General features: G+C 66.0%; 18 protein-coding genes. 4 read left to right on the top strand and 14 right to left on the bottom strand.

Going from position 1 to position 21,639, the window contains the following annotated elements; translation table 11 throughout:
- Positions 1 to 72: 72 nt before the first annotated feature.
- Positions 73 to 627, top strand: a complete 555-nt coding sequence (locus ASD55_RS17825; protein ID WP_056768446.1) for a DUF6438 domain-containing protein — start codon at positions 73 to 75, stop codon at positions 625 to 627.
- 302 nt (positions 628 to 929) lie between these two features.
- On the opposite strand, the gene ASD55_RS18615 is transcribed toward ASD55_RS17825, so the two are convergent.
- From ASD55_RS18615 to ASD55_RS17775, 11 genes are all read right to left on the bottom strand, one after another.
- Positions 930 to 1,451, bottom strand: a complete 522-nt coding sequence (locus tag ASD55_RS18615) for a hypothetical protein (RefSeq protein WP_157599058.1) — start codon at positions 1,449 to 1,451, stop codon at positions 930 to 932.
- Positions 1,452 to 1,461: 10 nt separating this feature from the next.
- A complete protein-coding gene (locus ASD55_RS17820) occupies positions 1,462 to 5,697 on the bottom strand; it encodes an RHS repeat-associated core domain-containing protein (protein ID WP_056768443.1) in 4,236 nt (1,411 codons plus the stop codon).
- 14 nt (positions 5,698 to 5,711) lie between these two features.
- Positions 5,712 to 6,278 (bottom strand): hypothetical protein, encoded by a 567-nt coding sequence (locus ASD55_RS17815; protein WP_157599057.1) that lies wholly within the window; start codon positions 6,276 to 6,278, stop codon positions 5,712 to 5,714.
- Positions 6,279 to 6,501: 223 nt separating this feature from the next.
- On the bottom strand, positions 6,502 to 7,809 hold the full coding sequence (locus ASD55_RS17810; RefSeq protein WP_056768456.1) for a DUF58 domain-containing protein: 1,308 nt from the start codon (positions 7,807 to 7,809) through the stop codon (positions 6,502 to 6,504).
- Positions 7,809 to 8,813, bottom strand: coding sequence for a MoxR family ATPase (locus ASD55_RS17805; RefSeq protein ID WP_056715747.1), 1,005 nt, complete (start codon positions 8,811 to 8,813; stop codon positions 7,809 to 7,811). Before ASD55_RS17805 ends, ASD55_RS17810 begins: the two co-directional genes overlap by 1 nt.
- The gene (locus ASD55_RS17800; protein WP_056768437.1) at positions 8,810 to 9,928 is read right to left on the bottom strand and encodes a hypothetical protein; all 1,119 of its coding nucleotides are present in this window, start codon (positions 9,926 to 9,928) and stop codon (positions 8,810 to 8,812) included. Before ASD55_RS17800 ends, ASD55_RS17805 begins: the two co-directional genes overlap by 4 nt.
- Positions 9,925 to 11,460: a hypothetical protein gene (locus ASD55_RS17795; RefSeq protein ID WP_056768434.1), complete on the bottom strand. Its 1,536-nt coding sequence runs from the start codon at positions 11,458 to 11,460 to the stop codon at positions 9,925 to 9,927. Before ASD55_RS17795 ends, ASD55_RS17800 begins: the two co-directional genes overlap by 4 nt.
- Positions 11,450 to 12,427, bottom strand: coding sequence for a stage II sporulation protein M (locus tag ASD55_RS17790; RefSeq protein ID WP_056715738.1), 978 nt, complete (start codon positions 12,425 to 12,427; stop codon positions 11,450 to 11,452). The genes ASD55_RS17795 and ASD55_RS17790 overlap by 11 nt, the downstream gene beginning before the upstream one ends.
- A complete protein-coding gene (locus ASD55_RS17785; RefSeq protein WP_056768431.1) occupies positions 12,424 to 13,104 on the bottom strand; it encodes an RDD family protein in 681 nt (226 codons plus the stop codon). Before ASD55_RS17785 ends, ASD55_RS17790 begins: the two co-directional genes overlap by 4 nt.
- The gene (locus tag ASD55_RS17780) at positions 13,104 to 13,622 is read right to left on the bottom strand and encodes an RDD family protein (protein ID WP_056768425.1); all 519 of its coding nucleotides are present in this window, start codon (positions 13,620 to 13,622) and stop codon (positions 13,104 to 13,106) included. Before ASD55_RS17780 ends, ASD55_RS17785 begins: the two co-directional genes overlap by 1 nt.
- Before the next feature lie 87 nt (positions 13,623 to 13,709).
- Positions 13,710 to 14,177, bottom strand: a complete 468-nt coding sequence (locus ASD55_RS17775) for an SET domain-containing protein-lysine N-methyltransferase (RefSeq protein WP_056768424.1) — start codon at positions 14,175 to 14,177, stop codon at positions 13,710 to 13,712.
- 192 nt (positions 14,178 to 14,369) lie between these two features.
- Here ASD55_RS17775 and ASD55_RS17770 point away from each other — a divergent pair, with 192 nt between their 5' ends.
- Both ASD55_RS17770 and ASD55_RS17765 read left to right on the top strand, forming a co-directional pair.
- The gene (locus tag ASD55_RS17770; RefSeq protein ID WP_007804144.1) at positions 14,370 to 14,846 is read left to right on the top strand and encodes a hypothetical protein; all 477 of its coding nucleotides are present in this window, start codon (positions 14,370 to 14,372) and stop codon (positions 14,844 to 14,846) included.
- Between the two features lie 26 nt (positions 14,847 to 14,872).
- On the top strand, positions 14,873 to 16,663 hold the full coding sequence (locus ASD55_RS17765) for an acyl-CoA dehydrogenase C-terminal domain-containing protein (protein ID WP_056768422.1): 1,791 nt from the start codon (positions 14,873 to 14,875) through the stop codon (positions 16,661 to 16,663).
- 128 nt (positions 16,664 to 16,791) lie between these two features.
- Here ASD55_RS17765 and ASD55_RS17760 read toward each other — a convergent pair whose 3' ends face one another.
- A complete protein-coding gene (locus tag ASD55_RS17760) occupies positions 16,792 to 17,022 on the bottom strand; it encodes a hypothetical protein (protein WP_056768420.1) in 231 nt (76 codons plus the stop codon).
- 93 nt (positions 17,023 to 17,115) lie between these two features.
- Here ASD55_RS17760 and ASD55_RS17755 point away from each other — a divergent pair, with 93 nt between their 5' ends.
- Entirely contained in the window at positions 17,116 to 19,077 is a 1,962-nt protein-coding gene (locus ASD55_RS17755; protein WP_056768417.1) for a CocE/NonD family hydrolase, read from the top strand.
- 243 nt (positions 19,078 to 19,320) lie between these two features.
- Here ASD55_RS17755 and ASD55_RS17750 read toward each other — a convergent pair whose 3' ends face one another.
- Both ASD55_RS17750 and ASD55_RS17745 read right to left on the bottom strand, forming a co-directional pair.
- The gene (locus ASD55_RS17750; RefSeq protein WP_056768414.1) at positions 19,321 to 19,617 is read right to left on the bottom strand and encodes a hypothetical protein; all 297 of its coding nucleotides are present in this window, start codon (positions 19,615 to 19,617) and stop codon (positions 19,321 to 19,323) included.
- 118 nt (positions 19,618 to 19,735) lie between these two features.
- A complete protein-coding gene (locus tag ASD55_RS17745; protein ID WP_056768451.1) occupies positions 19,736 to 21,613 on the bottom strand; it encodes an alpha/beta fold hydrolase in 1,878 nt (625 codons plus the stop codon).
- Positions 21,614 to 21,639: the final 26 nt, after the last annotated feature.

Genomic DNA, 21,639 nt, shown 5'->3' with positions numbered 1-21,639 from the left:
ACGCGCCACGCGCACATCGCCTTCATCGCGCGCCGCTATGCTGGTCATCCCCGACCGACACGGAGCATCACCATGAAGCCAGCCTGCACCCTGCTGCTGCGCGGCCTGCTCGCCGGCTCGATGCTGTGGCTGGGCGCCTGCGCCATGCGCGCCCAGGCCGACGGTACCCAGCCCATGCCTGAAAACAGCATCACCCTCGAACGCAGCACCTGCTTCGGCAACTGCCCCGCGTATCGCGTGACCGTGACCGCCGCTGGCCAGGTGAGCTTCACCGGCCAGGCCCACGTGCAAACCATGCAGGCCACCGGCCAGGTCACCCCGACCCAGCTGGCCGCGATCCACGACGCGCTGGCGCGCGCCGACTTCGATGCGATGCAGGCCAGCTACGTCAGCCGCAACGACGGCTGCGGCATGGTCATGACCGACCAGCCCGGCATCAGGATCACCGTGGACGGCCCCGGCGGCAGCCGCAGCGTGGACTTCTACCTCGGCTGCACCGGTCCGGCCGCCGAAGCGGTACGCCCGCGCATCGAGCAACTGGCCAACAGCATCGACCAGCAACTCGGCACGCGGCGCTGGATCGGCACACCGAAACCACCGGGCGCCGCGGAACACGTGGAGCGCTGAGCTCGCACGGGCTGGAAAGATCAAAAGGCCGGGATTTAATTACCTCCTCCCTTTAAATAGAGCATCGTTATACTTCGCGCTCTTATCGTTTTCACCCCATCACCTCATTAGCAAAAAATAGAAGTTCCCAAGAGAAAAGCAAAATAGATCAGAGAAATTACTCTTGGCCAGGCGTCAGGTCTCGGGGCTTGCTGCCTCACGGTCTTGTCATCGCGACGCGCCGCAAATCTCCCTCAATGGCTCCTGGAACCGGCTGGTTCCCAGCGCACGCTGCTGCTGGACGTAAGCGCGGATCCCGCTCATTAATTTGAACAGTCTAGATCGAAATTTATTCTATTATAAGTTGGTTTATACACAAGCACGCTTACGGAGTCACTATCGATGCCCCATAGGCCACTAAATGATTGACTGCACAGATCTCGTGCTTTTTTTGCATCGAAGCCCAACAGCGAAATTGCTATAAGGTACGCCTTCCCATTAATTTTCTCGCAGAACTCTTGGCTATATGTGATTCCACCATCACCTTTTTTTGGCCCCACGGGCGGCTCATTGAGCTCAGCGCAAAGTTCCTCGCTTACCAATTTAATAGATAGGTCAATACGACCAAAATCCTTATACTTGACGATGTACACAGAGGGCTCAAAGCCGCCTGCACGACGGAAGTAGTACGACGGATCGTTCAGTTTATCGCCACTTACGACCCGGCCAGCACCTATACATAACTGCCCTCCGCAAAACGAAGGTGACGCGAACAGATGCTGCGCCCTCAAAGGTGACAACCAAAACAAAGGAATGATGAACATCAATAATTTTAAATAATTCATGATTTTTCACCTAATCGCAATGCGTAATGCCGCCATCAACCACTTTGCAGATTTTGTTTGTGCCATCACGACGCCCATGATCATCAGCATACTCTACCTCTGGCGCTGAAATAACATGACCATCCCTGTCCGCCATAAGATCATCCCTGGTATGTCCATTTAAATAACCTGTACGCACCCTTTTATCGCCCTTCCCTTCAGAAACATACTGATCTTTGAAGCGAGCAAAATGCATAATGTCATGTAAAGCAGCCCGCCTCCACGCACTATTGCTCGTATTTATGTGACCATTGTCCAAGCTAGGTTTCACACCCTCTCCAGCGTCACCATAATTTTTATAATCATATCCAGCGCTGAGATCCATCGTGTTTAACTGCCCATTTATTGGGACATCTGTCGAAATAATGGAAATTCTATATCTCCGATCTAGCATATCAATGCCCTTAGCCAACGATATAATAGTTTTGATATTCTCCTCTGAGGCGCCGCTTCCAACGAAATGAACCGGTATAACGATATCGGTTCGACGGCCATCCTGGATCCATGCGGATTTTTTCCCGTCAGCATCTACTAAATTGACCGGGTTGTTGTTCGCATATGCATACCGACTGAAGTTGTATACGCTCCCCGGCGTCGGCCCCACCGGATCGACGCTGAGCATATGCCCCGTCCCCGCATCGTAATACCTCGCCTGCATATAAACGAACGCCGTCTCCGGATCATTCACATGCCCGGTAAACCCCGGCTGGCTCTGGTTCGGCCCGCTATCCAGGCCGCCGTACGGTCGGTAGCTGAAGCTCGCCGTGACATTGCCGCTGGCATCAGCCTCGCGCACCGGGCTGCCCAGCCGGTCGGTCAGCAGGTAGGTGACGGTGCTGCCCTTGTGCCGCGCGATCAGCTTGCCGTTGAGGTAGATGTAGTTGGTGCCCTGCCCGGTGGCCGCGTCGTAGCCGAACATCAACTGGCCGGCCTGGTTGTAGAAACTGTAGGTGGCCGCCGCGGCGCCGCCCACCGCGGGCGTCTTCATGATCCGCCGCCCCGCCGCGTCGTAGGCGTAACTGGCCACGCCCGGCACCGCCAGCAGCTGGTTCTTCGCGTCGAAGTTGTACTGGGTGGTGACGCCGTTGTAGGTCATCGCGGTGCGATTGCCGCGAGCGTCGTTCTGGTAGGTGGTGAACGGAGTGGTGCCGAACGTCACGCTGGTCAGGCGGTTGTTGGCGTCCACGTGCATGTTGATCGGAAAGCCGATGTTGACGTTCTGGCGCAGGTTGTTGAGGGCGTCGTAGGCGTAGGACTGCGTACCCCACGCATTCGGCGCGATCGCCGAGATCAGCCGGTTCAGCCCGTCGTAGCCCAAGGTCTGGTTGTTCTGGCCGTTGACCAGATCCGTGACGCTGGTGAGGTTGGCGTCCTTGTCATAGACATAGGCCTCATTCAGGCGCTGCGTACCGCCGAGGGCGTAACTGAGGCCGGACGGCAGCAGGCGCGTGTTTTTCTGGATCAGGGCGCTGATGCCGTTGCCCAACAGGTGGCCCTGTTCGCTGCCGTCGGGAAAGTAGTGCACGCCGCTGGCGTAACTGCCTGCCTGGGTGGCCCGGCCCAGAGCATCGGGTGCGTAGGCGACGCCTTCGCCGGGACTGCCCGGGTAGCCGATGGCTGAGACGTGGCCGTAGGCATCGTGGGCGTAGCCGAGCCCCCATGCCAGGTTGTTGTTGTCGGGAAGCCAGAGCACTTCACTCGTCAACATGCCGCGGAAGTTGTAGGCATAGCCCTGGATCGCGATGCCCGAAACGGCCGTCTTGAGTTGGCCCAGCGCGTCGTAGGTATAGATCGTGCCCTGCGTTCCCGTCGGCGGACTGATCGTCAGCACCCGGTTCATCGCGTCGTAGGTGCGAGCGGTTTTTGCACCCGTGGCCACCTGATCCTGGCTGCACGCGCTGCCAGTGATGGCCAGGCCCGTGGCGCTCCAGTCCAGGTTGTTGGCCGCGTCGTAGTGCATCACGGTGCTGCCGCTTTCCGGCTCGGTGCTGCGGCACAGGCGATGGTAGATGTCGTAGTAGAGGTGCCTGGTGAGGCTGTCCTGCTCGGTGCCGTACAGGCCGGACTGGGTGATCGACAGCGGGTTGCCGTAGAGGTCGCGAGCGATGGTCTGGGTGATGCCCTGCGGCGCCAGTACCTTGATGACGGCGTCGCCACCGGGCTGGTCGAACACCTGGTAGCTGGTGGTGGTGACATTGCCCTTGGGGTCGGTGACCTGGCGGCGCGCACCGGACAGGTAGGCGGTCAGGCTGGTCAACGGGCCGAGTTCGGAATCCTGGATGCTCTGCGTGGGGCGGCCCAGGGCGTCGTAGCTGTGGTGCGTACCGCTGGTGATGGCGGACAGTGCCGGTGTACCGGCCACCGGGTACGACGCGAACGTGGCCTGGCCCTTGGCGTCGTAGGCGCTGGCCGTGCTGGTATCCGAGCCGGCCGTGCCGATGATCGAGGTATCGCTGAGCAACGGGCGCAGCATCGCGTCGAAGTAGGTGACGGTGGAAGCGTTGCCGGTGGTGACGGTGCGCCGCCAGTGGTTGGCGGCGATGCCGCGTTCGGCGCTGGTCACGAAGGCGTAGGCGAAGTGCGTGGGGTACCACGCCACCTCGTCGCCGGCCGGATAGGTGACCTGGGTGACGCGCCCCACCGGATCGTAGGTGTAGCTGGTGGTGTGTGCAGCCTGGTCGATGATGCTGGTGATCTGACCGAAGTCGTCGACGGCCAGGCTTTGCGAGGTACCGTCCGGGTAACCGATCGCCCGCGGGATGCCGCGTTTGTAGTTGCCCAGCGTGGTGGTGTGGTTGTTGCCATCAGTGAAGCTCGCCAGCTGGCCGGCGCTGTCGAAGGTGTAATGCATCAGCGTCTGACCGAAGCGCGAACGCGTCAGCAGCGTGTCGTTGCTGGTGTCATAGGTAGTGCTCGACTCCACTTCGCCGGTGGCGACATTGGTTACCGTCAGCGGCAGACCGAGCACCCAAAGATTCGTGTCGTTGCGATAGGCGGTGGACTCCTCGATCGCCGTCTGGCCCGCGATCGTGTTGGATCGCTTGGTCTTCGTTGTTTGTGCGTAGGCGTCGAACGCTTCGGCCAGCCATGTATAGGTATCACCGTCCTGGGTGATCACACGTTGCTGAAGGGGCGCCACCTGCTGAACAATGGTCAGGTTCATGCGCGACTGCAGGTTATAGCCGTACACGCTCGGCCACGCTCCGGTGGTAGAGGCGGCGTAGTGATTGGCTTCCGAACGCAACAGGCTGCTGCCCACCGCACCGCTGTAGTAGTCGGTGCGTTGCAATTGCCCCTCGGTCTCATCGAAGCGGTTGCTGAAGGTGCTACGGACGGCATGCCCCAGCGGATCGACGACGTCGGTCCACACGGTGCTGGCGCAGCCGCCGGCGCAGTCTTGCGACCAGCTGGCGTTGGCCGGCGAGTAGCTGTAGACCCAGGCTTGGGGAAGCGGCAGGCCGGCGCCGCTGAAGGTCTTTCGGGTGATCGAAAAGGCCGCGTAGGTACGCGGGTTGTAGGCATAGCTGGAGAGGCTTCCGGTCGACGGCATCACGCACTGTCGCGGCACGTAGGAGCGCCCGTGCACCACCGGCTGGATCTGGAACGTGCCGGTCAGGCCGGACGGATGCACGATGCTGCCGCTCAAGACGTTGCTCGACACCGCACCCAGGTTGTCGCAATCACCCGAGCCTTCGTCGATGACCAGGCCGCTGCGCAGCCCGGCCAGGTTGTACGACCAGGCTGTGCCATCGGGCAGGGTGACCTTGGTCAGCAGCGGCCTGGCGTCAGTGTTGTACTGGTAGTTCCAGGTACGCGCCGGCCCGCTGGCCGGCGTGACGCTGAGCGCGCTGATCCGGTCGGTGCCTGCCGCATAGCTCACGCTGACTTGCCGACCATCGCTGGCAGTGATGCTCTGGAGCTGATCACCACTGTAGCTGTAGGTCAGGCTGTTGCCGAAACGATCCTCGATCCGCGTCACCATCATGGACACCTGACGACGAACCAGACGATCGTCCGGCGTCAGATTGGGATGCACCACCAACGATTGCAGACCCAAGCCCGTACCGACCGGCCGTTGCATGGTGGGGGCCCAACGATCGGTGAGGTGGGTGAACCAGTAGCGCGTGCCATCGGGCCCGACGGCAAGGAAACCTTCGCCACCCGGATCGCCGACCGGATCATCGGTAGGCACGCCGCAGGTGATCATCCAATGGTGCGTCGTCACGATCGAAAAACGGCACCGCCCATCGTGGGCGACAACGTGTTTTGTGCCGACCGCTTGAGCAGATCCTGGCTGCCCTGGCCGGGCACCATCAGTTGGTACCCGTGCCACCACGCGGTCGGAATCCAGTCGGCGCCACCGGATTTGCCGGCAATCGTCGGCGGTGGCCCGAAGTGGCTGCAACGTGCCTGAGAACTGGCACCAGTCACCAACCACTTGGTAGCGGCCAGCGTGGTAATGCGGGGAATCTCGATATCCCAATCGCCGAACCCCCCGTCGGTCGGACCGGCTTCGTTCTGGTTCTTGGGGTGATACGAACGCGACACCTGCAACAAGGGGCCGTTGCCCACCAGGCTCACGTCCGTCTGCTCGAAGGACAGGCTGCCGTTGTACAGGCTCACCTGCTCGCCGAACGGGTTTTCACCCAGTGGCTGGATCTCTTCGCTGACCCGGATCAGCTTCTTGTATTCCTGTTCGGGCGTGACGGCTGATTGCGCGTGGCCCACGCTGATCCAGGAGAACAGCAGCACTGCCCACAAGCAGCCCCCTTGCCGGACGATACGCATCGTATTTTCCCCTGTGCCCGGCATTGCGCGCGAGCTGCCGGGCAAGATTGCTCCGCAGATATTTACGATGTCAACTGTAAAAGGTGCGCTTCACGCAAGATGCCGTAGCTCGCCGAATCGAGCCGTTGCGCTGAGTGAAGCTCACAAGTGACCCAGGGGCGGGCCTTGTTTTGCCACAATCGTCAGACCAGGGTGCGATGCGCAGATGCGCCCGCCCCACCAATCAAAGCCGACTGCTCCGCTTCAACGCCAGGTACCGCTCGATCAGCGCGCCGGACAGTTCGCTGCAGCTGACGTCGAGGGTGTTGACGCCTTCGCGGCGCAGGGATTCGTGCACGCGGTCGCGTTCGGCCAGGTAGTGCATCGCGGCGGCGCTGCGGATGCTGTCTTCGAGTTCTTCGCCCGGCTCGCTGGCGGCGCGGTCCAGGGCCAGTTCGCGCAGGCTGACCAGCATCACCAGGTGGCGTTTGGACAGCATGCCGACCGCGGCGCGCAGTTCCACGTCGTCTTCGTCGCGCACGTTGGTGATCAGCACGACCAGGGCGCGGCGGCGCTGGTGCGCCTGCAGCGCGCTGGCCGCGGCCAGGTAATCGGTGGCTTCGGGCAGTGCCTGCAGGTCGTAGCCGGCGCCGAGCAGCATGTCCATGCCCAGGCTGCCCTGCTGCGGCGGCAGCCAGCGTTGCTGCTGGCCGGTGCAGGCCAGCATGCCGACCGCGTCGCCCTGGCGCAGCGCGATGCTGGCCAGCGCCAGCGATGCGTTCAGCACGTGATCGAAATGGACCAACTGGTCGTCCTGCGCCAGCATGCGGCGGCCGCAGTCCAGCATCAGCACCACCTGCTGGTTGCGCTCGTCGCGGTATTCGCGCGAGATCAGCCGGCTGCTGCGTGCAGTCGCCTTCCAGTCGATCTTGCGCAGGCTGTCGCCGACGCGGTAGTCGCGCAGTTCCTGGAATTCGGTGCCTTCGCCGCGGCGCCGCTGCAGACGCGCGCCCACGCTGCGCGAAGCCAGCTCCACGCTGAGTCCCGCCAGCTCGGCCAGCGAGGCGAAGTTCGGATACACGCGCACGGTCGACGACGCACCGATCACGCGGCGCGCGGTCCATGCACGCCAGGGCGAGCGCAGTTGCACGTGGCAGCCGTCGAAGACGAACTGGCCCCGCGCATCGGGGATGACGCTGTAGTCGAGCAGCAGATCCCGTCCCGGCGGCAGGCGCACTTCGCGCGGCATGCCATGGACCACCCAGCCGCCCGGATGCAGGTCGTGCAGGCGCAAGGCCTGCGTCCGCCGCGTGCCGCCGCGCAGGCGCAGGCTGACCGTGGCCGGCGGACCCAGCGGCATCACCGGCACCACGTCGCGCTGCAGTTCGGGCGAAGGCATCCGGCGCAGGCGCAGGACGTCGACCAGGGCGAACAGCGCGATCACGACAGCGACGGCCAGCCACGCGGACAGCGGCAGCCAGCCAAGGCTGGACAGCACGCCAAGCACGGTCCAGCCCAGCAGCAACCACAGCAGTAGCGGAGCGGGTCGCATCATTGGCGTGGCGCGGGCACCTTGTGCAACAGCGCGGCGAGTACGTCGTCGGGCCGCTGCCGCTCGATCAGCGCCTCCGGCGCCAGCACCAGGCGATGGCGCAGCGCCGGCAAGGCCACCGCGCGCACGTCGTCGGGCGTGACGAAATCACGACCGTCGACCGCGGCGTGGGCGCGTGCCAGTCGCGCCAGCGCCAGCCCGCCGCGCGGACCGGCGCCGCCGATCACGCCCGGCCACTCGCGCGTGGTGCGGGCGATGCGCACGGCGTAGTCGGTGACCGCCTCGTCCATGCGGATCGCCGCCACCGCTTTCTGCACCGCCATCAACTGGGCCTGGCTCAGCACCGGGCGCACCTGCGACACGTCGAGGTCGGCGGCGATCTTGCCGTTGACCACGCTGGCCACCATGCGTCGCTCGTCTTCCAGGCCGGGATAGCCGATCACCACCTTGATCAGGAAGCGGTCCAGCTGCGCCTCGGGCAAGGGATAGGTGCCTTCCTGCTCGATCGGATTCTGCGTGGCCACCACCATGAACGGCTCGGGCAGCGCGAAGCGGCGGCCTTCGATGGTGACCTGGCCTTCCTGCATCGATTCGAGCAGGGCGGCCTGGGTCTTCGCCGGCGCGCGGTTGATCTCGTCGGCCAGCAGCAGGTTGGCAAACACCGGGCCGCGACGGATCTGGAAACGCTCGGCCTTGGGATCGTAGATCGCATGGCCGGTGACGTCGGCCGGCATCAGGTCGGGGGTGAACTGCACGCGGCCGAAGGTACAGCCGACCGACGCGGCCAGTGCGCGCACCAGCAAGGTCTTGCCCAGGCCGGGCACGCCTTCGATCAGCACGTGGCCGCTGGCCAGCAGGGCCAGCAGCACCTGGTCGAACACGTCGCCCTGGCCGATGAAGGCGCGGGTGACCTGGCCGCGCAGTGCGCGCGTCTGCTCGCCCAGTTCGGCGATCGACAACGGGGCCGGCGGCGTGACCGGGGTGGCGAGGGTTTCGGTAGTCATGGGCGGCTCCTGAGTCGGGCCAGGGTGATGATGGAAGTGCGGAAGGCCTGGGCGTTCGCGGGTGACTGGAAGGCTTGCGCGATCTGCGCGGCGTCGAGCGCGCTGCGCTCGGCCAGGCGGGCGTACAGCGCATCGCCATTGAGCATGGCGCAGGCCGGGTCGCGTCGGCGCAGGCGCGCCAGCACGGTGTCGCTGGCTAGCCGGTGCAGGCTGCGGCCGCCGTCGCGGCGATAGACGAACTCGCCGGCGGCGTGCACGTGTTCGAGCAGCGCACGCCGATGCAGCGCCGGCGCGGGCATCAGCGGACCCAGCCGCGCGCTGCGCATCGCCATCCATGCGCCGAGCAGCAGGGCCAGCGCCAGCAGCGCGGGCCAGCCCTTCAGCCACAGGAATGTCAGGAACGACGGACCATCCAGCGCGTACACGATGTAGACGGTGCCGCGCGCCCGATTCGGCGACAGCAGGCCCCAGGCAAACTGTTGCGCCACCGCGCGCTTCAGCTGGTCGCGCGAGATCGGGGTGAAGCTGGCCAGCAGGCTCACCCTGCCCTTGCCCAGCCGGGTGCGCGCGAACAGGTAGCCGCCTTGCGCATCGCCGATGGAAGCCTCGACCGCCGTGGCGGCGGCACCGGCCAGCAGGAAACGGGCGCCGCACAGGCGCAGCTTGTCGTCATCCTTGCCGCTTTCCGCATCATCGAAAGCGCTGCACGCATAGTCGCCCGGATGCGGATCGAGCAGGCCCAGCGCATCGAACAACGGCGTGCGCGCACCGCTTGCCGCCCCCGGCGACAGCAGAAGGTGGCCGCCGCCGCGCACCCACGCGGCGATGCGCGCCGCATCGGCGACATCGACCCGGCTGGCGTCGTCGCCCAGCAGCAAGGTGTCGCCGGACTGCAAGGAGAGATGCTTCGGGTCCAGCGTGGTCAGCGAGCGAGCGGGCAACTCCAGCCGCCGCAGGGTTTCCTGCAGGGCGAAGAAGCGGTTGTAGCGGGCCTCTCCATGCGCGGGCGTGGTTTCGACGACGTCCCGGCGTTCGAACGTGGCGAAGAAGCCGGCCAGCAACAGCAGTACCGCGCCGAGCAGGACCAGGACGAGGGTTAGCGTCCGGCGGTTCATGCCGGTGCTCCCGCCTGCGCGGGCCAGCCCACGAGCAGTTGCTCGATGGTGGCGTCATCCGGATAGCGTCCGGCGTAGGCAGCGAACTGCCAGGTGCGCACGATCGCCACCACCCGCTGCGCACGCGCGACATCCTCGATCGCGCCGGCACGGTGCAGCCAGTCCGACTCGGTCGCATCCTTCGACGGTGGCAGTTGCAGCAGCTGCGCGGTGTGTTCCACGCAGCCGCGATAAAGCAGGGCCAGCGCCTCGCGACGACGCTGCGCCTGCCACAGCGCGCGGGTGGCCGCGGCCAGGTCGTCGGGCAGCGGCAGCTCGGCCGCATCGCCGGGCAACAGGCTGGACGAGGTCATCGCCGCCGGCTCTTCCGGCTCGGCTTGCCAGCGTCCACGCCAGCGCCAGGCAAACCAGCCCAGCGTCACCAGCGCAGCGCCCAGCAGCAGCCACAGCAGGCCCTTGAAGATCGCCGACAGCCACTGGCCCAGCGCGGGGAACGGCATCTCCCGTTGCTGGCGTTCCGCCTGCCACGGATGCTTGAGCCGCCAGCCGCGCGTCGTGTGTTCGCCACCGAAGCGCGGGTCGCGATAGACCTGCGCGGCCGCTTCGGCGAAGCGCTTTCCGTCGCCCGCCGGCGGCGCGCCGAACACCTGGCCGACGCTGGTGGCGATGGGTTTTTCCGGCGCACTGACGCTTGCCTGTGCACGGGGGCTCGCCTGGGCATGCAGCGAAGGCAGCATGCCCAGGCACAGCAGCACGCCCAGCACCTTGCCCAGCGCCTCGATGCGCGTGCGCATGCGGCGGAACGCCAGGTCGATGTCCCACGCCTCCAGTTGCGTGCGGCGATTGAGATACAGCGCGAATCCGCAGGCGACGTACAGCGGCTCGATCGCGCTCATCGCCAGGTAGGCCACGCCCGCGCCCAGCACGATCCAGATGGTCGAGACGCCCTGCGTTCCGCCGCGGAACAACTCGCCGAGCGACTCCGGCCGCCATTCGTCGGGAATCAGCAGCCACGCGAACAGCCAGAAGCTGAGGAACAACACCAGCTCGAACTGCAGGCAACCATAGGTCAGCAGGCTGACGTCGCCCACGATGCGCTTGCGCAGCACCTTCCAGCGCGCCGAGCGCTGCTGCCGCGTAGCGCCTTCGAGCAGATCCAGCGGCAGGCGCAGGGCGCGACTGCTGTCGATGCGCAACCAGGTCAGCCCGGCCAGCGTGCTGCGCCAGCTCCACTGGCGCTGGCCGCGCAAGGTTTCGCGCCAGCCCGGCGCGCGATCGAACACCGCACGCGACAGCACGTACAGCGGCACCCGGTCGAACAGCGGCTTCAGCCACCACACCAGCACCCAGCCCAGCCACGGCAGGTCGAGCAGCAGGCCCAGCGCATTGCACAGCACGAACGCCGGCAGGGTGAAGGCGAACCACGCCGACCACACCGCGCGCGCGTTGGCGCGCAGCATGGCGGCGCCAAGATCGACCGCCTCGCGCGTCACGCGCGGGCGCAGCACCACGCTGATCCGTTCAAGCTCCATGCCTGCCCGCCCTGCCGCCACGCCACAACCAGCCAAGCACCAGCACCCACAACACGGCGGCGCTGCCGAACTTCACCGCATCGGACAGGCTGGCGATCGACGACCAGTACGCCTCGACGAAGGCCGCCACCACCAGCATCGCAAAGGCGCCCAGGGCCAGCTGCGCCCCGATCCAGCCGGCCGCGACCAGGGCCGGTCCGCGGCGCTGGCGACCCGGTGACAGCAGGGTCAGCCCCAGCCGCAGGCCCGCACCGCCGGCGATCACCAGCGCGGTCAGCTCGAAGGCGGAATGGGCGGCGACAAAACGCCAGAACGGACCGCCATAACCGATCGCGGTGAGGTGCCCGGCGACGCCGCCGATCAGCAGGCCGTTGGCGCCCAGCACGTAGATCGCGCCGACGCCGAAGACCAGACCCGAGGCGAACGAGCGAAACGCGATGCTGACGTTGTTCATCACGTAGAAGCCGAACATGTGCAGGTCGGTGCCGCTGCTGCGACCGATCTGCGCGTTGGCGGGGTCGTACATCTTCTCGAACTGCGCCAGTTGCGCGCTGCTGAAAACCGTGTGCGCCAGCTCAGGACGCAGCTGCATCAGCACCAGGGTGACCAGCGCCGGCACGTAGAACAGCACGGCCGCCGCCAGCATGCAGCGCCACTGCGCCCGCACCAGCCGCGGAAAGCCGGCGACCAGGAACGCGATGACGCGATGCCAGCGCGGCGCCGGCGGCTGGTACAGCACGCGATGCCCCTGCTGCACGATGCGCTGCAGGCGCTCGGTGACTTCATGGCTGTAGCCGCGACCGCGGGCCAGCGCCAGGTGATGGCAGACGCGCCGATACGATGCGGGAAAATCCAGCGCCTGCTCCTGGCGCAGGGTGCGTTTCGCCTGCCGGTCCAGCGCATTCAGCCACGACTGCAGGTGGTCCCACTCGCGGCTGTGCAGGGCGACGAAGCGTTCCTGTTTCATGCCCGCCCCAGCAGCCAGTTGGCGTGCGCCACCAGCTGGCGGATCGCCCCGGTGTCGCGCTGACCGGTCAGCGGCGTCAGCAGGTTGGCCAGTTCTTCCTGGCGCTGCACGGTGAGCTGGCCGGCGCGCTCGGCGAACTCGACCAGCGCGGCCTGCTCGTCGCTGGCCAGCACCAGCGGCAGCGGCACGGCGGTCAACGCGGGAATCTCCTGGCCGGCGGGAAGGTCCGCGACGTGGATCACCATGGTGCCGGCCACGATGTCGCCGAGGCGCCGCGCGTGCGGATCGATCAGGGTGCAGGCCAGGCCCACGCCGTAGACGCCCGGCAGCGCATCCACCACGCGCAGCAGGTTGCGCACCACCGACGGCAGCCAGGTCACCGGCGTGCCGTCGGCATTGACCACGCGCAGGCCCAGCGCGCGTTTGCCGAACGTCTGCCCGCCCAGCCACACCTCGCACACCACCGAGTAGCCCCACAGCAACGCGAACATCACCAGCATCGCCAGCCCGTTGCCGCCCTTGCCGAAGGCCGCCAGCGGGATCAACGCCACGAAGAAGATCGCCAAGCGCAGCAGCAGGTCGACCATCCACGCCTGCGCGCGGGGCAGCGCGCCGGCCGCACGCAGGCGCAGCGAGACGCCTTCCGGCGTCTCGATCTCGCGGACGGTATCGATCATCAAGCGTCGACGACGATGGTATCGGCGATCAGGTCGTGCAGGCAGCGCTTGTCCTTGCCGAAGATCAGCAGCGGATCGATCAGGTTGACCGCCTTGCCGACGAACGGAATCATGCCCAGGATCAGCACCGGCACCACGCGCAGGAAGATGTAGCGGACCAGGCCGATCCGGCTGCCGTCGGTGCGCACCACCGCGATGTCCACCGCACGCTTGCCGATGGTCTGCCCGCTCCGGTGCAGCATCAGGCAATTCACCACGATGATGGTGACCATCAGGGCCAGGCCCAGCAGCATCAGGGCGACCATCGGCCCGGCGGGCTTGATTCCCTTCCTGACGTCCAGTGCCATGTAGCCGGCCCAGATCACCGGCGCCAGCCAGATCAGGCTGACCACGCCATCCAGCAAGGCGGCACCCAGGCGCTTGCCACGCCCGGCCTTGCGATTCTCCAGGTCATACGCGTCCCACGCGCTTGCATCGTCGACCACGGCCGCCGGTGCGGCGTACGGATTGTTTTCCATCGAGTCCTTCCCCTTGCTGCTCGTCCATGTTGCCCTCCCCCATGGCGGGCAACTTCCATCAGTATAAGAGGCGTTTTCCGCGCTTGCCTACCGCTTCGGCTTGAGCAGCGTGCCGGTGCATTTCGGCGAACCGCACAGGCACTTCCACAGTTTTTTCAGGCGCGCGGTATGCGGCACCTCGAGCACGATGCCGTAGTCGTAGGTGAGTTCCTCGCCCGGCTTGATGTTGCGGATCGCCTCGATCACCACCTTGTCGCGGCGCGGGTCGCCGCTGGCGCTTTCCTCGACCAGCGCTCGGCAGTTCGGCGCACAGCTGTGGTTGATCCAGCGGGCGCTGTTGCCCTGCTGGTTGGCGTCGATGATGTAGTCGTCGTTGAGCGTGAACAAGAAAGTATGGCCGGTCTCGCCGCCGTCGCCATACAGATCGTCCGCCTCGGCATGGGTGATCAGCTTCCCCTTGTACTCGATGATTTCCTCACCCTTGCCGATCGGAGCGGTGGCGAACACGCCATTGCCATGGATCGGCGAGCGGCGTGCGATAAAACGTCGTGACATGCGGTGCAACCCCAGCGCTGGAGACAAGTCGTCGATGATGCCTGTTTGCGGATGAGCGCGAAACCGGGCGGGCGAGACGGGCTTTCGCGGGACGCCGCGGCGAGGCGATGACGATGTTCGACGCCGCCACTGGCCAGTTGCCCCCCAAACGCGGTTAGAATCGACTTTCAAACGATCGTTTGGAGAACGGCAATGCGTCTGTTGCGCTGGATCATCCCCGTCCTGCTGCTGGGCCTGGCTGCCTGCGGCCCGGCCAGGAAGAGCGTGTTCCCGCCCACCGTGAACATCCAGCAACTGGTGGTGCTGCCCAGCGGCCAGTGGCAGCTGACCGTGCGCATCCAGAACAACAGCTACGCCGGCATGAAGTTCAGCTCGATCGACGGCCAGTTGCAGATCGCCGAACTGGTGCCGGTGCGCCTGCATGCGAATTTCGACCTCGACATCCCCGAACTGGCCGGCGACGTGGTCCGCATCGACGTGCTGCCCACCAGCGCGATGAGCCAGGCGCTCGCGGCCATTGCCGGCAAGGGCAGCGCCGGTTCGCTGGCCTATCGCGTCAGCGGCAGCACCAACGCCAAACCCGAGCAGGAAGACAAGCCGCGCTCGTTCGACTTCAACGGCAGCGACTGGATCTCGGCGGTGCCGGGCATCGCCAACACGTATCGCTGATCACCCCATTCAACGAAGGAACCACCATGACCGCTTACAAGGCTCCCCTCGACGACCTGCGCTTCGCCCTGTTTGATGTACTGGGCGCCGAGTCGACCCTGACCTCGCTGCAGGGCGGCGAAGCCCACACCCGCGACCTGTTCGACGCGGTGCTGGAGGAAGCCGGCCGGCTCAGCGAACAGCTGCTGGCGCCGACGAATGGTCCGGCCGACGCCGAGGGCTGCCACTTCGACAAGGCCACCCAGACGGTGACCACGCCGAAGTCGTTCAAGGAAGCGTTCAAGGCGTTCGCCGAAGGCGGCTGGACCGGCCTGACCAATCCGGAAACCTACGGCGGCCAGGCCCTGCCCGGCGTGCTGGGCACCGCCACCACCGAGATCTTCCAGTCCGGCAACCTGGCCTGGAGCCTGTATCCGCTGCTGTCCGAGGGCGCCACCCACGCGATGGAAATGCACGGCGAGGAATGGCAGCGCGAGCGTTTCATGAAGCCGATCGTCGAAGGCCGCTGGACCGGCACCATGTGCCTCACCGAACCGCAGGCCGGCTCCGACCTCGGCCTGCTGAAGACCCGCGCGGAGCCCGCAGCGGCTGACGCGGACGGCCACGCCGTCTACAAGATCAGCGGCACCAAGATCTTCATCAGCGCCGGCGAACACGACCTCACCGAAAACATCGTGCACCTGGTGCTGGCGCGCCTGCCCGACGCGCCGGAAGGCAGCCGCGGCATCTCGATGTTCATCGTGCCGAAGTTCAAGCTCAACGCCGACGGTACGCCGGGCGAGCGCAACACCGTGGCCGCCGGCGCGATCGAGCACAAGATGGGCATCCACGCCTGCTCCACCTGCGTGATGAACTTCGACGGCGCCGAGGGCTACCTGATCGGCAAGCCGCACAAGGGCCTGGCCGCGATGTTCACCATGATGAATGCGGCGCGCCTTTCGGTCGGCGTGCAGGGCTTGGCATTGGCCGAGCGTGCGCTGCAGAACAGCCTCAACTACGCCCGCGAACGCCTGCAGTCGCGCTCGCTGTCGGGCGCGAAGTTCCCCGACAAGCCGGCCGACAACCTGCTGGTGCAGCCGGACGTGCGCCGCATGCTGCTGACCCAGCGCGCCTTCGTCGAAGGCTCGCGCGCGCTGGTGCTGTACACCGCGCTGCAGACCGACATCGAACATCGCGCCACCGACGAAGCGGCGCGGCAGAAGGCCGGCGAACTGGTTGCCTTCCTGATCCCGATCGCCAAGGGCATGACCACCGAGCTGGCGCAGGAGTGCACCAAGGAAGCGCTGCAGATCTACGGCGGCCACGGCTACATCGCCGAAAACGGCATGGAACAGTTCGTCCGCGACGCCCGCATCATCACCCTGTACGAAGGCACCACCGGCATCCAGGCCGCCGACCTGCTGGGCCGCAAGATCCTCCAGCTGCAGGGCGTGGGCGCGAAGCATTTCCTGCAGGAGATCAGCGCGTTCTGCCAGCAGCACAGTGCCAATGCCGCGCTGCGCAACCTGATCGGCCCGCTGGCCGTCGCCACGAAGGAATGGAGCGACCTCACCGTGAGCCTGGCCCAGCGGGTAGCGGCCAACCCGGAGGAACTCGGCGCCGCGGCGACCGACTACCTGTACTACTCCGGCTACGTCACCCTCGCCTACCTGTGGGCGCGCAGCGTGGTGGCCACCGAGGCCGGCCCGCAATCGGCTGCGTTCAAGCAGGCCAAGCGCGACACCGCCGCGTTCTACTTCGCCCGCATCCTGCCGCGCACGCTGATGCACAAGGCGGCGATCGAAGCCGGCGTGGACACGCTGCCCGCGATCGCCTGATCCATCGCAGGCAGTTCAACGACAAGGCCCGGGGCGATCCCGGGCTTTTGTCTGTCCGGGGCCGACTTCTCAGAAGTGACCGGATGTGCCCATCCGGGTCAGCTTCTGCTATGCAAGGCCAGCGGGGATCAGACGCCGTCGCCCGCGATGCCGTACATGCGCACGTACTGCCTGATCCAGTCCTCGTGGGCCTCGGCGGCCTGCAGCAACTCCAGCGCCAGCGCTGCCTGGGCCGCGGCGATGTGCGACGGGCTGCGCGCAGGCCTCGGCGGCGCCTTGGCCACGTGCAATACCGGCACCTCGGCCGTGGCTGCGTCGCTGTCCAGCAGGTAGCTGATGTCGTAGGCATGGTCGCTCATGCCCGGACTGAAGCAACAGTCTTGCCAACTTTACGGTCGCGCTGCGGCGGCCGCGGGTTTACTCTGGCGGGAGTTGACCCCTGGGGATTCATCATGACGTCGAGTCGGTTCGCTGCGGGCATTCGGCCCGCCCTTTTTGCCCTGCTGCTCACCGCGACTGGCCTGCTGCAGGCCACCGATACGGCGCAGGCGAAATACCCGAACTACCCCAGCGAGACCCCCGCGAAATTCGTGCCGGCCACCGCCAGCTTCGACTACGAGCGGCGCGACGTGATGGTGCCGATGCGCGACGGGGTCAAGCTGCACACCGTGATCCTGGTGCCCAAGGGTGCCCATCACGCCGGCATCCTGCTGACCCGTACCCCGTACGACGCGAACGCGCTGACCAACCTCAGCATGAGCGGCCACCTCGGGCCGGCCCTGCAGGGTTACGACAACGTGGCCGACATCATCGTCGAGGACGGCTATATCCGCGTGGTGCAGGACGTGCGCGGCAAGTACGGCTCCGAAGGCGACTACGTGATGAACCGGCCGCTGCATGGCCCGCAGAATCCCACCCCGGTCGACGACGCCACCGACACGTACGACACCATCGACTGGCTGGTGAAGAACGTCCCCGAGTCGAACGGCAAGGTCGGCACGCTGGGCATTTCCTACGACGGCTTCGAGCCCCTGATGGCGCTGTTCAACCCGCACCCGGCGCTGAAGGTGTCGGTACCGATGAACCCGATGGTCGACGGCTGGATGGGCGACGACTGGTTCCACAACGGCGCGTTCCGCCAGCAGAACCTGGCCTACATCTACGAGCAGGTCGGCAGCCGCGACAACTCGATCAAGTGGTGGACGAACTACCACGACGACTACGACCTGTTCATGCATTACGGCTCCGCCGGCGCGCTGGCCGATGCCTACGGCATGCGCCAGCTCGGCTTCTGGAACAAGCTGCTGGCGCACCCGGCCTACGACAGCTTCTGGAGCGACCAGGCGGTCGACAAGCTGCTCGCCGCGCAGCCGCTGAAGGTGCCGGTGATGCTGGTGCACAGCCTGTGGGACCAGGAAGACATCTACGGCGCACAAGCCGTGTACCGCGCGATCAAGCCGAAGGACGCCAGCGGCAACATGGTCAAGCTGGTGATGGGCCCGTGGAATCATGGGCAGGAAATCGGGGAAGGCAGCTCGCTGGGGGCGATCCGCTTCGGCAGCGACACCGCGAAGTATTTCCGCGAGAAGATCCTGCGCCCGTACCTGGCGCAATACCTCAAGGACGGCGCGCCGAAGGCCGACACCGCCGCCGTCACCGCGTACCAGACCGGCAGCAACCAGTGGCAGCGACTGGATCGCTGGCCGCTGGCGTGCGCCGATGGCTGCCCCACGAAAAGCCGTCCGCTGTACCTGGAACCCGGCAGCAAGCTCGGCTTCAACGCGCCCGCCGCGGGCGCCGCCTACGACGAATACGTATCCGATCCCGCGCACCCGGTGCCGTTCCGCGCCCGTCCGATCCAGCCGATCGGCTACGGCAGCTTCACCTGGCCGCAGTGGCTGGTCGACGACCAGCGCGAGGCGTCCGGCCGCACCGACGTGCTCAGCTACGTCAGCGACGTACTCACCGCGCCGCTGACCATCAGCGGCGCGCCCGAGGTGAACCTGGTCGCCTCGACCAGCGGCACCGACAGCGACTGGGTGGTCAAGCTGATCGACGTCTACCCCGACCAGGTGGCCTACGAACCGGAGATGGGCGGCTACCAGCTCGCCGTGGCGATGGACATCTTCCGCGGCCGCTACCGTGAAGGCTTCACCGAGGCGAAACCGCTCGCCGCCAACCAGCCGCTGTCCTACCGCTTCGCCCTGCCTTCGGCCAACCACGTGTTCCTGCCCGGCCACCGCATCATGGTGCAGGTGCAATCGAGCTGGTTCCCGCTGTACGACCGCAACCCGCAGACCTTCGTGCCGAACATCTTGCTGGCCAAGCCGGCGGATTACGTGAAGGCGACGCAGCGCGTGTACCACGCGGCGGATCAGGCGAGCTTCATCGCATTGCCGGTGGTGGGCGGCTGAAGCCGGCCGACGCTGCCAGCGGTCCTCCCCCGGCTTGCAGGGGGACGGCAACCGAAGGGCGCCCTTGTCGAGCGATGCCGGTTTGCCCGCCGCGCCTGGCCGCTTTCAGGTCAGGCAGCAATGGCTGCGACAGGCGCGCTTGCAGTCAGAAGCCTTCTGCGCCCGAAGCACGTTCCATCGAGGGCTCGTCGGACAGGATTGTTCCCTGAAAGGCAGCGGGCCGTCGCCCTGCAGCGGTGCTTGTCATCCCCACATCCGCTCCGGCATCTGCAGGAAGCAGATCTGGCCAATGCCGAAGCCGCCGGCAAGAAAAACCACCTCACCCAACTCCAGCCTCACTATCTGCGAGTGCAGCAGGCAAAGTTCAGCCAGTACCAGCGTGGCGCCTCCGCCAATGATCGACTGGATCCAGGCAGAACGCCTCAATGGCGCGTAGTTCGCATGTCCGAAACGAGGCTGGAACAGGCGCCTGAAACATCCCGACAGGAAATGCCAGTACATGACGAAACCGACGACGGCGATGAAAAGGAGCTCGAGCATCAACCAGATTCCATGTCGAACGATGCCCGCCTGCCCTGATGAACGCGAATCTGACATACCCGTTGCGCTCGCGACAACCATCGCAGCGGATGTGCGGCATGGTCGCTCATCGCCGGTGTCACGGCATCTGCTTCATTACCTCCATCTGCAACCGAAGAATCCGGCGCAATTCCAGAATCGCCGCCGGGATTTCCTGCACGCTGTGCCATGAGGGAATGGCCAGTTCGGAATCGGCGCCGTCGAGATGTGCGCTCTTGTACGGCACCACGCCGTCGCTGCTGTCCTGCAACGGCCCCCTGTTTTTGTAGACGCCCACAATGGTGTGGTAGTGCACGCGCGACGAGATCGGCAGTCCGGCAGCGGCGATGATGAACGGGTCGGTGTCGCTGAGGTTGTCGATGCTGTTGGGGATGCGCAGCAGCGGCGCGTTGTTGCCCTCGTCGCCGTCGGTCTTGATCAATTCGGTGAGGCTGGCCATTTCCTTCAGCACGCCGACCGGCAAGCGGATCAGGTTGCCGATCCAGCGCGCCAGCCGATGCTGCGCGTACGGCGTGCCACGATGCGGCGAGGCGAGGAAGACGGCGCGATCCACCTGCGGCATCGGGGTGAACTGCAGGTAGCGGCTGAGCCGCGCGCGAAAGCGGGCGCGCTTTGCCGCCGGCAGGTTCGGGCGCAATGGAATCAGGTCCCACAGTTTGTCACCGCTGGAGGACACCAGCAGGCGCGCGATGACTCCGCCCATGCTGTGCCCGATCAGGGTCATGTCCCGCGAGGCACGCGCCCTGCCCGTGGGGTCGTAGTGGCGCAGCGTGGCGTCCAGCGCCTTGCGGATGTTGGCAAGATTGACGGCGACCGGTGCATTGGTCGGGTAGTAGACCTCCCACACCTGGTAGTTGCGGCGCAGTTCCTCGTCGCCCATCACTTCGTTGGCGACGTTGATCCATGCCTCCGGGCTGCTCGCCAGGCCGTGCAGCATCACCACCACCAGACGGTCAGGATCGTACGGCTGCATCAGCAGCACGCGCGGGGTCTGGATGCCGCCCTCGCGCCCCAGCAGCGAGCGGATCGACTGGCTGGCAAAGCCCGAACGTGCCAGCCACACGCCATAGGCGGCGGTGAAGTTGGCGCCCAGCGGAACGCTGCGGCCGGCGATCGTGAGGGTGTCATCGCGATACGGATCGCGCACCACCAACTGCACCTGTCGTGTCGCCAGCACTTCGGCCAGCGTATCGCCGTCGAACATCAGCGCCCCGGTCATCGACACGTAATCCGGATCGCGCCACGCCACCTCATTGCCGGGCGCGTGGGGCGGCGCGACGGCGACGAAGTCCGAGCCGAAACCGTCACGCTGGTAGACGTTGCGCAGGCCATGGAAACGCAGGCCCGCCGCCGGAATGAGCTCGGCCGGCACCCGTGCGTCATCGGCCAGACGCAGGTCGGTCTGGGGACGCAACACCTTCCAGCCGGCCAGCTCCGTCTGCGTCCATTGCCGGCCCAGCTGCGGCAGGGCCTCGAAGAAGCGGCTCACGGCGCGCTGCACGGCGTAGTTGTAGAAGCCGATCACCTGCACCTGGCGCAGGTCGAAGGCGCGCGCGGCCAGCGGGCGCTCGGTGTAGAACAAATAGGCATAGGCGTAGCGCGCGGACTGCAGGTACGCGTCGAGTGTCGCCGCATCCATCGGCGTCCGGCCCTTCGGGCGGTCGCCGCGGAGGGCCCGGCCCATCCACAGTTCGGACAAGGCCGAAAGCCGCTGCTCGTCGGTCAGTCCGGACGACTGCGCAACCGTTTCCCTGCAGGCCGCGAATGCCTGCTGGCAACTGTCCGCGGTCAATGCCACCACGTTCAGCACCTGCACCGTGCCGTCGCTCAGGCGCGCGGCGCCGATCACGTCGGCGCGCCGTTCGTTGGCGTAGTCGTCGTGTTTGACCCGACTCACCCCGACCATCGCGCAGGCATTGAGGCACAGCAGTATCGCGACGAGGGCGCAGCGCGCCATCACGCGGGCCGGGGCCGGCAGGACTC

This window comes from Rhodanobacter sp. Root561 (assembly GCF_001427365.1).
Taxonomy (GTDB): domain Bacteria; phylum Pseudomonadota; class Gammaproteobacteria; order Xanthomonadales; family Rhodanobacteraceae; genus Rhodanobacter.
This window is presented reverse-complemented; position numbering and strand designations above follow the sequence as displayed.

Coding starts and splice junctions, on each gene's coding strand:
- ASD55_RS17755 (WP_056768417.1), top strand. CDS start 17,116: ATGACGTCGAGTCGGTTCGCTGCGGGCATTCGGCCCGCCCTTTTTGCC.
- ASD55_RS17760 (WP_056768420.1), bottom strand. CDS start 17,022: ATGAGCGACCATGCCTACGACATCAGCTACCTGCTGGACAGCGACGCA.
- ASD55_RS17765 (WP_056768422.1), top strand. CDS start 14,873: ATGACCGCTTACAAGGCTCCCCTCGACGACCTGCGCTTCGCCCTGTTT.
- ASD55_RS17745 (WP_056768451.1), bottom strand. CDS start 21,613: ATGGCGCGCTGCGCCCTCGTCGCGATACTGCTGTGCCTCAATGCCTGC.
- ASD55_RS18615 (WP_157599058.1), bottom strand. CDS start 1,451: ATGAATTATTTAAAATTATTGATGTTCATCATTCCTTTGTTTTGGTTG.
- ASD55_RS17800 (WP_056768437.1), bottom strand. CDS start 9,928: ATGAACCGCCGGACGCTAACCCTCGTCCTGGTCCTGCTCGGCGCGGTA.
- ASD55_RS17815 (WP_157599057.1), bottom strand. CDS start 6,278: ATGCGTATCGTCCGGCAAGGGGGCTGCTTGTGGGCAGTGCTGCTGTTC.
- ASD55_RS17805 (WP_056715747.1), bottom strand. CDS start 8,813: ATGACTACCGAAACCCTCGCCACCCCGGTCACGCCGCCGGCCCCGTTG.
- ASD55_RS17810 (WP_056768456.1), bottom strand. CDS start 7,809: ATGCGACCCGCTCCGCTACTGCTGTGGTTGCTGCTGGGCTGGACCGTG.
- ASD55_RS17780 (WP_056768425.1), bottom strand. CDS start 13,622: ATGGAAAACAATCCGTACGCCGCACCGGCGGCCGTGGTCGACGATGCA.
- ASD55_RS17775 (WP_056768424.1), bottom strand. CDS start 14,177: ATGTCACGACGTTTTATCGCACGCCGCTCGCCGATCCATGGCAATGGC.
- ASD55_RS17770 (WP_007804144.1), top strand. CDS start 14,370: ATGCGTCTGTTGCGCTGGATCATCCCCGTCCTGCTGCTGGGCCTGGCT.
- ASD55_RS17750 (WP_056768414.1), bottom strand. CDS start 19,617: ATGCTCGAGCTCCTTTTCATCGCCGTCGTCGGTTTCGTCATGTACTGG.
- ASD55_RS17820 (WP_056768443.1), bottom strand. CDS start 5,697: ATGATCACCTGCGGCGTGCCTACCGATGATCCGGTCGGCGATCCGGGT.
- ASD55_RS17790 (WP_056715738.1), bottom strand. CDS start 12,427: ATGAAACAGGAACGCTTCGTCGCCCTGCACAGCCGCGAGTGGGACCAC.
- ASD55_RS17825 (WP_056768446.1), top strand. CDS start 73: ATGAAGCCAGCCTGCACCCTGCTGCTGCGCGGCCTGCTCGCCGGCTCG.
- ASD55_RS17795 (WP_056768434.1), bottom strand. CDS start 11,460: ATGGAGCTTGAACGGATCAGCGTGGTGCTGCGCCCGCGCGTGACGCGC.
- ASD55_RS17785 (WP_056768431.1), bottom strand. CDS start 13,104: ATGATCGATACCGTCCGCGAGATCGAGACGCCGGAAGGCGTCTCGCTG.